A 7301-nucleotide genomic window follows, 5' to 3' on the forward strand; every position below is an offset into this window, starting at 1 on the left:
TGTATCGACTGACCCACCGCTATCGCAGGCAAGCCAGCTCCCACATTTTTAAGTATCCGTGTGATTGATATTTTGGTTATTAATAAATAGCTTCTTATTCCTTAACGAATATAACCCTCGTCCCTATACTGACCAGCAACGTTAAACGCTGCAGGAGGGCACACCCATGCACAGCGAGTCGATTCGTTATCTGATCGTGCCGGGCTGGCAAGGATCGCCAGAAGATCATTGGCAAAGTCATTGGCAGAACAGCCTGCCCAACAGTGCGCGTGTGGAGCAGGCCGATTGGCTTACCCCGCGTCGCGAAGACTGGGTGGCGGCACTGGCGGAGGCCATCGCCGCCGACAGCACGCCGGTGATTCTCATTGCCCATAGCCTGGGTTGCATCACGGTCGCCCATTGGGCGGCCACGGCGCCGGTGCATTTTCTACGCCAGGTGCGCGGCGCCTTGCTGGTGGCGCCGGCGGATGTCGAACGCCCCGCCTGTGCCCCCGCCCTGCGTAACTTTGCACCGATTCCCACGCACCTGTTGCCGTTTCCCAGCCAAGTGGTCAGTTCCGACAACGACAGTGCCGTCAGCGCCACCCGCGCCTTGGAGCTGGCCCGCAACTGGGGCGCCGAGGCCGGCATTTTGTCCGGTGCCGGGCATATCAATGTGAAGTCCGGCCACCAACGCTGGGAACAGGGTTTCGCCTACCTCTATCGCCTGCAAAACCGCCTTGAGCATCACGCCCGGCGCCGTGCATAAATTTTTTCAACGCCCCGTCCCTGAGCGGATTTGGGGCGGGAGCCTGCCATGAGTCATGACACCTTTGGCCAGCCGTTGCTGACCTTTCCCGATGCTGAAAAAAGCCCGCTGAGCATCCGCGCCAAGGCGTTGGTGTTTGTCGACCCGCGTTCACGCCAGCTGCGTGAAGAGCTGGAAAGCCTCGCACCGCGTGCGTTGCCGGTATTGATTCGCGGTGAGACCGGCAGTGGTAAAGAGCTGCTGGCGCGGCATATTCACCGGGGCAGCGACCGCACGGGTTTGTTTGTGTCGGTCAATTGCGGCGCCATCAGCCCTACCTACGCGGATGCCGAATTGTTCGGCTATGCCGCCGGCAGCCATAGCGGAGCAGCCAGCAGCCGCGCCGGCTGGTTTGGCTCGGCCAATGGCGGCACCTTGTACCTGGACGAGATCGGCGATTTGCCGCTGCCGATCCAGGTGAAATTGCTCGCCGCCCTGGAAAACCACGAAGTCACCCGTGTCGGCGCTCATCAGCCAAGCCCGGTGGATGTGCGGCTGGTCGCCGCCACCAGTATCGACCTGGCCCAGGCCGTGGCCGCCGGAAAGTTTCATGAACGCCTGTTCCATTACCTGAGCGAAGGCCAGTTGGACCTGCCGGCTCTGCGTGAGCGGGTGGGCGACATTTTGTCCCTGGCTGAATATTTCCTCGGCATCTACAGCCAGCGCCTCGACCTGCCGGTGCCACTGATCAGTGACGCCGCCCAGCGTGTGCTGGAGCATCACAGCTGGCCGGGCAATACCCGTGAGCTGGAAAACGTTATTCACTTTGCGCTCTTGGTAAGCAGTGGCGATGAGATTTTACCCGAGCATTTGAACCTGCCCGCCGCCGGTTCGCCGTTGGAACAACTGCAGCGCATCTTCGCGAGTGCCAGCGCCGCCGAACAGCAAAGCTTGCTCAGCTTTCTAAATGAACAGCCGCTACATGAACAAAATGGAATATCAACGTGAATAAAAGATATTGTTCGGGAATAAAAAATCTAGGTATTGTCCATCCCACGCCGCGATAGCACTTCGCTGGCACACCATAAAAAACGGTCGTCAGAGACGCCCCGGAATTTCGATAAGGACACTGCATGAAAAAGGTTCTGTTGTTTACCGCACTGGCGGCTGCCCTGACTGCAAGCTTCGCCCAGGCCAACGAGAAACTGGTGGTAGCGGCTACCCCGATCCCGCACGCGGAGATCCTTGAGCTGGTCAAGCCGACCCTGGCTAAAGAAGGCGTGGACCTGGAAATCAAAGTCTTCACTGACTATGTGCAACCCAATACCCAGGTTGCCGAGAAGCGTCTGGATGCCAACTACTTCCAGACCCTGCCGTACCTGGAAAACTTCAACAAGGGCAAGGGCACCAACCTGGTCACCGTGATTGGTGTGCACGTTGAGCCCATCGGCGGTTACTCGAAAAAGATCAAGAATATTTCTGAACTCAAAGATGGCGCCACCGTGGCCATCCCTAACGAAGGCTCCAACGCTGGCCGTGCCCTGTTGCTGCTGCAAAAGAACGGTCTGATTACGCTAAAAGACCCGACCAATGCACTGGCTACGCCGAAAGACATCGCCAGCAACCCGAAAAACCTGAAATTCAAAGAGCTGGAATCGGCGCTGCTGCCACGTGTGCTGGACCAGGTTGACCTGGATGTGATCAACACCAACTACGCCCTGGAAGCTGGCCTGAACCCAGCCAAAGACGCGCTGATCATCGAAGACGCCAAGTCGCCGTACGTGAACTTCCTGGTGGCGCGCCCGGACAACAAGGACAGCGACGCCATCCAGAAACTGGCCAAGGCCCTGACCAGCCCGCAAGTCAAAGCCTTCATCGAGAAGAAGTACAACGGCGCGGTAGTGCCTGCGTTCTGATGTAAACCAAACCCCCTTCAAGGTTTGAACGCCGACGGCTACTGCAGCGTCGGCGTTTTTTTTATGCCTGAAACAAAATCAAACCCTGTGGGAGCTGGCTTGCCTGCGATAGCGGTCTGTCAGTGACAAATAAGTTGGCTGAGCCACCGCCATCGCAGGCAAGCCAGCTCCCACATTTGGGTTTTCAGTGGCTCAGAGCTCGCGGCTATTGATCGCCCGACGCAACGCCACCAGCCACTTCACCAGTTCCTGCGGATCAATCGGTTTCGCTTCGTTCATTATTCATTCCCTCGAAACACAGACCCATCAACCATAGCCGCAGCCCGCCAAACCCGCGAATCCGCGGGTTATCTTTTTGGGTGATATCAATATGCTATTTAGGTATTTAAATTTTACTTTTTATGCCTTTAAAATTCGCGCTACCCGGCGTTACCCATGCCGGAACGGACAGCGCCCGCCGCATTACCCCTGCGGCGTCATGGACTCAAGATGACCTTCGATTTTGCTTTTATCCTCAGCACCTTGCCGGCGTTTTTCAAAGCCGTGGGGGTCACGCTGCAAGTGGGCTTGATCGCCATAGCCACCTCCCTGCTGGTGGCGCTGATCAACGCCGCACTGCTGGTGTTTCGCACGCCCTACCTGTCACGCCTGGTGGCGCTGTATGTGGAGCTGGCGCGTAATACACCGCTGCTGATCCAACTGTTTTTCGTGTACTTCGCACTGCCGGCCCTGGGCTTCAATATCTCCGGGTTCTGGGCGGCGATCATCACCATGACCTTCCTCGGCGGCGCCTACCTCACCGAAGTGCTGCGCGCCGGCGTGGAAGCGGTGCCGCTGGCGCAGATCGAGTCGGGCAAGTCCATCGGCCTGTCGGACTGGCAATTGCTGCGTCATGTAATCCTGCCCCAGGCCGGTATCCTCAGCCTGCCGGCGCTGTTTGCCAATTTCATCTTTTTGCTCAAAGAGACCACCGTGGTGTCCGCCGTGGCGGTGCCGGAGATTCTCTACACCACCAAGAGCTACATCGCGCTCTACTACAAGACCTACGAAATGCTCGCCGTGCTGACGCTGATTTGCGTGTTGCTGTTCTTGCCGCTGTCGCTGCTGCTCAGCCGCCTGGAAAGGAGGCTCCAGCATGGCCAGTTCGGGTCTTGAGTTGTTGTGGGTGTCGTTGCCGCAATTGGGCAAGGGCGCGGCGCAAACCCTGTCGATTTCATTTTTGAGCATCGCCTTCAGCACTGTCGGCGGCGTGTTGTATGGCGTATTGCGCACCTTGAATAACAAGGTGATTAACGCGGTGCTGCGGGTTTATCTCGAGCTGTTTCGCGCGATCCCGGTGCTGGTGTGGTTGTACCTGCTGTTTTTCGGGCTGCCGATTTTCTTTGGCCTGAGCATTCCAAGCTTCTGGTGCGCGGTGCTGGTGCTGTCGCTCTGGGGCGCCAGCGAGGTGGGCGAAGTGGTGCGTGGCGCGCTCCATTCGCTGCCACGCGGCCAGCGCGAGGCGGGGTTGTCGATTGGTTTATCCGACCCGCAACTGTACGGCTACGTACTGCTGCCCCAAGCCCTCAAACGCATGACGCCGCCGACCATCAACGTCTATACGCGCATCATCAAGACCAGCTCGCTGGCGGTGCTGATCGGCGTGGTGGATGTGATCAAGGTCGGCCAGCAAATCATCGAGCGCACCTACGAGTCGGTATTGATCTACGGCGTGCTGTTCCTGTTTTTCTTGTTTATCTGCTACCCGTTGTCGGCCGCCTCCAAGGTGCTGGAACGGCGCTGGGGCCAGGCATGAGCGCATTGATCGAGTTCCAGGGTTTCAACAAATTCTTCGGCGAGGCGCAGGTGCTCAAGGGCATCGACCTGAGCGTGCAGAGTGGCGAAGTGGTGGTGATCCTCGGCCCCAGCGGCTGCGGCAAAAGCACGTTGCTGCGCTGCCTTAACGGCTTGGAAGTCGCCCACAGCGGCAGCCTGCGTTTTGCCGGCAAGGAGTTACTGGACAAACACACCGACTGGCGCCAGGTGCGTCAGGACGTGGGCATGGTGTTCCAGAGCTACCACCTGTTCCCGCACATGAGCGTGCTCGACAATATCCTGCTCGGCCCGCTGAAGGTGCAAAAGCGCGACCCGCGTGAAGCCCGTGAGCAAGCAGAGAACCTGCTGGAGCGTGTGGGACTCGCTGACAAGCGCGACGCCTTCCCGCGACAGCTCTCCGGCGGCCAGCAGCAACGCATCGCCATCGTCCGTTCGCTGTGCATGAACCCGCAGGTCATGCTGTTTGATGAAGTCACCGCCGCCCTCGACCCGGAGATGGTCAAGGAAGTGCTGGAAGTGATTCAAGGCCTGGCCCGCGATGGCATGACCCTGTTGATTGTCACCCATGAAATGGCCTTCGCCCGCGCCGTCGCCGACCGCGTGGTGTTCATGGAGGCCGGTCGCATCCTCGAGCACAACACCCCCGAGGCATTCTTTACGAACCCGCAAACCGCACGCGCGCAGCAGTTTCTGGAGAAGTTCTCCTTTGTTTCAACACTGCCCAAAAAGACCAAGGAATTGGAGCTGATATGAAAAAACTACTGCTGCCACTGTTTGCCGTCGCCTTACTGGCCGGCTGCGATAAAAAGGCCGAAGAGCCTGCCAAACCCGTCGCTGCTGCCAGCTACATCGACAAGATCAAAGCACGCGACAAGCTGATCGTCGGCGTGTTTACCGACAAACCACCGTTTGGTTTCGTCAACGAAGCGGGCCGCTATGTGGGGTTTGATACCGACATTGGCCGCCAATTCGCCAAGGACCTGTTGGGCGATGAAAACAAGGTTGAGTTCGTAGCCGTCGAGCCGGCCAGCCGTATTCCGTTCCTGCAAAGCGACAAGGTCGACCTGATCCTCGCCAACATGACCGTGACGCCGGAGCGCAAGGAAGCGGTGGACTTTACCAACCCCAACTTGAAGGTCGCTGTGCAGGCGCTGGTGCCGAATGACAGCGCGGTCAAAAGCCTGGATGACCTGGCGACCCGCACCATCATCGTCACCACCGGCACCACCGCCGATATCTGGCTGACCAAGAACCACCCGGACTGGAAACTGCTCAAGTTCGAGAAAAACTCCGAGTCACTGCAAGCCCTGTCGGCCGGGCGTGGCGATGCCTACGCGCAAGACAACCTGGTGCTGTTCAGCTGGGCCAAGCAGAACCCTGGCTACCGCGTGCTGGAAGAGAAACTCGGTGATGAAGCGCCGATTGCGCCGGCGGTGAAGAAGGGCAATATCGAACTGCGCGACTGGGTGAACGCGGAGCTGGCGAAGTTGGGTGAGGAGAAGTTTTTGCTCAAGCTGTATGACCAGTATGTGCGTAAAGAGCTGAGCGATGACACCAAGCCTGAGAGTGTGATTGTTGAAGGCGGGAAGTGGCAGGGCTGATATAGCTATCGCAGGCAAGCCAGCTCCCACATTTTGATGTGTGAATATCTTCAAATGTGGGAGCGGGCTTGCCCGCGATGAGGCCGGCCCAGTCATCTCTTATTCCGGCCAATGCCAGGCCGGTGCATCCAGAATTCCCTGGCCGACAATCTGAGTCTGCCCCAGCACCTTCTCCAGCACGATCGAATTGCATTCTTCATCTTGCTGCAACGCCGCGATCAAGCGGCTGGCATGCGACACCACCCACACCTGGCACTGCTTCGAGGCCTGGATAATCAAACGTGCCAACGCCGGTAATAAATCCGGGTGCAGGCTGGTTTCCGGTTCGTTCAGTACCATCATGGTCGGCGGCCGTGGTGTCAGCAGTGCCGCGATCAGCAGCAGGTAGCGCAAGGTGCCGTCTGACAATTCCGCTGCCGACAATGGCCGCAGCAAACCTTCCTGATAAAACTCAATTGCAAAACGCCCACCTTGCAACGGCTCGATATTCAGCCGTGCGCCGGGGAAGGCATCACTGACTGCGCGCTGCAACGCCTCGGGGTCGCCGATTTCGCGGATGGTCTGCAATGCCGCAGCCAAGTCGCGCCCATCGTGATGCAGTACCGGTGTGCGCGTGCCCAGTTGCGGCTGGCGCACGGGGGCATCCACATCACTGCGAAAATGATCATAAAAGCGCCAGCCACGAATGCTTTCGCGCAGCAGCAACACTTCCGGCGAGCCGCGCAGGCTGCCGACCTGATCGAACAGGCTGTGGTAGTTGGGTGTGTGCTGGGCCAATACGTCCCAGGCGCGGCCATCGCGGGCGCGCACCATCGGCCCGGACCGCTGCACCAACAGGCTGGCCGGGCGGTAGATGTGACCGGCCCAGATGCATTCTTTCTTTACCTCCGGGTCCAGTTGGAACGCGGACAGGGTCTTTTCCGGCAAGCCAAGGGAGATTGCGTAGCTGAAGTCCTCAGCGGCAAACCCCAGGCGCAGGCGTTTGACGCCCTGGCGCACGGTCGGCTCAACCGCCACCTCGCCATTGCGCATGCGTCGGCTGACGTTCTCAGGCCCGGCCCAGAAGGTCGAATCCAGCCCACCCTCACGCGCCAGTGCATTGATCACTCCGCCCTGGGCCGTCTCCGCCAGCAAGCGCAGGGCACGGTACAGGTTGGACTTGCCGCTGCCATTGGGGCCGGTGACCAGGTTCAACCGGTCCAGTGGCACCACCAATTTATTGATCGAGCGGTAGTTGGCCAC

At 59.0% G+C, this 7301-nt stretch carries 8 protein-coding genes; 7 read left to right on the forward strand and 1 reads right to left on the reverse strand.

Going from position 1 to position 7301, the window contains the following annotated elements; all coding sequences use genetic code 11:
• The first annotated feature begins 166 nt into the window (after positions 1-166).
• The 7 genes from FEM54_RS19375 to FEM54_RS19405 all read left to right on the forward strand — a co-directional run bounded on the left by FEM54_RS19375 (position 167) and on the right by FEM54_RS19405 (position 6059).
• On the forward strand, positions 167-748 hold the full coding sequence (locus FEM54_RS19375; protein WP_058422586.1) for an alpha/beta hydrolase: 582 nt from the start codon (positions 167-169) through the stop codon (positions 746-748).
• Between the two features lie 48 nt (positions 749-796).
• Positions 797-1735, forward strand: a complete 939-nt coding sequence (locus FEM54_RS19380; protein ID WP_017135751.1) for a sigma 54-interacting transcriptional regulator — start codon at positions 797-799, stop codon at positions 1733-1735.
• A 125-nt stretch (positions 1736-1860) separates the two neighbouring features.
• The gene (locus tag FEM54_RS19385) at positions 1861-2643 is read left to right on the forward strand and encodes a MetQ/NlpA family ABC transporter substrate-binding protein (protein WP_017135750.1); all 783 of its coding nucleotides are present in this window, start codon (positions 1861-1863) and stop codon (positions 2641-2643) included.
• 489 nt (positions 2644-3132) lie between these two features.
• Complete coding sequence (locus tag FEM54_RS19390) at positions 3133-3798, forward strand: amino acid ABC transporter permease (RefSeq protein WP_138452521.1); 666 nt, start codon at positions 3133-3135, stop codon at positions 3796-3798.
• Positions 3779-4438: an amino acid ABC transporter permease gene (locus FEM54_RS19395; RefSeq protein ID WP_138452523.1), complete on the forward strand. Its 660-nt coding sequence runs from the start codon at positions 3779-3781 to the stop codon at positions 4436-4438. The genes FEM54_RS19390 and FEM54_RS19395 overlap by 20 nt, the downstream gene beginning before the upstream one ends.
• On the forward strand, positions 4435-5211 hold the full coding sequence (locus FEM54_RS19400; RefSeq protein WP_017135747.1) for an amino acid ABC transporter ATP-binding protein: 777 nt from the start codon (positions 4435-4437) through the stop codon (positions 5209-5211). The genes FEM54_RS19395 and FEM54_RS19400 overlap by 4 nt, the downstream gene beginning before the upstream one ends.
• Positions 5208-6059, forward strand: coding sequence for a transporter substrate-binding domain-containing protein (locus FEM54_RS19405; protein ID WP_138452525.1), 852 nt, complete (start codon positions 5208-5210; stop codon positions 6057-6059). The genes FEM54_RS19400 and FEM54_RS19405 overlap by 4 nt, the downstream gene beginning before the upstream one ends.
• Before the next feature lie 99 nt (positions 6060-6158).
• On the opposite strand, the gene FEM54_RS19410 is transcribed toward FEM54_RS19405, so the two are convergent.
• On the reverse strand, positions 6159-7301 hold a 1143-nt coding region (locus FEM54_RS19410), incomplete at its 5' end, for an AAA family ATPase (RefSeq protein WP_138452527.1).

Origin of the sequence: Pseudomonas edaphica, assembly GCF_005863185.1 — a bacterium.
GTDB classification, from domain to species: Bacteria; Pseudomonadota; Gammaproteobacteria; order Pseudomonadales; family Pseudomonadaceae; genus Aquipseudomonas; species Aquipseudomonas edaphica.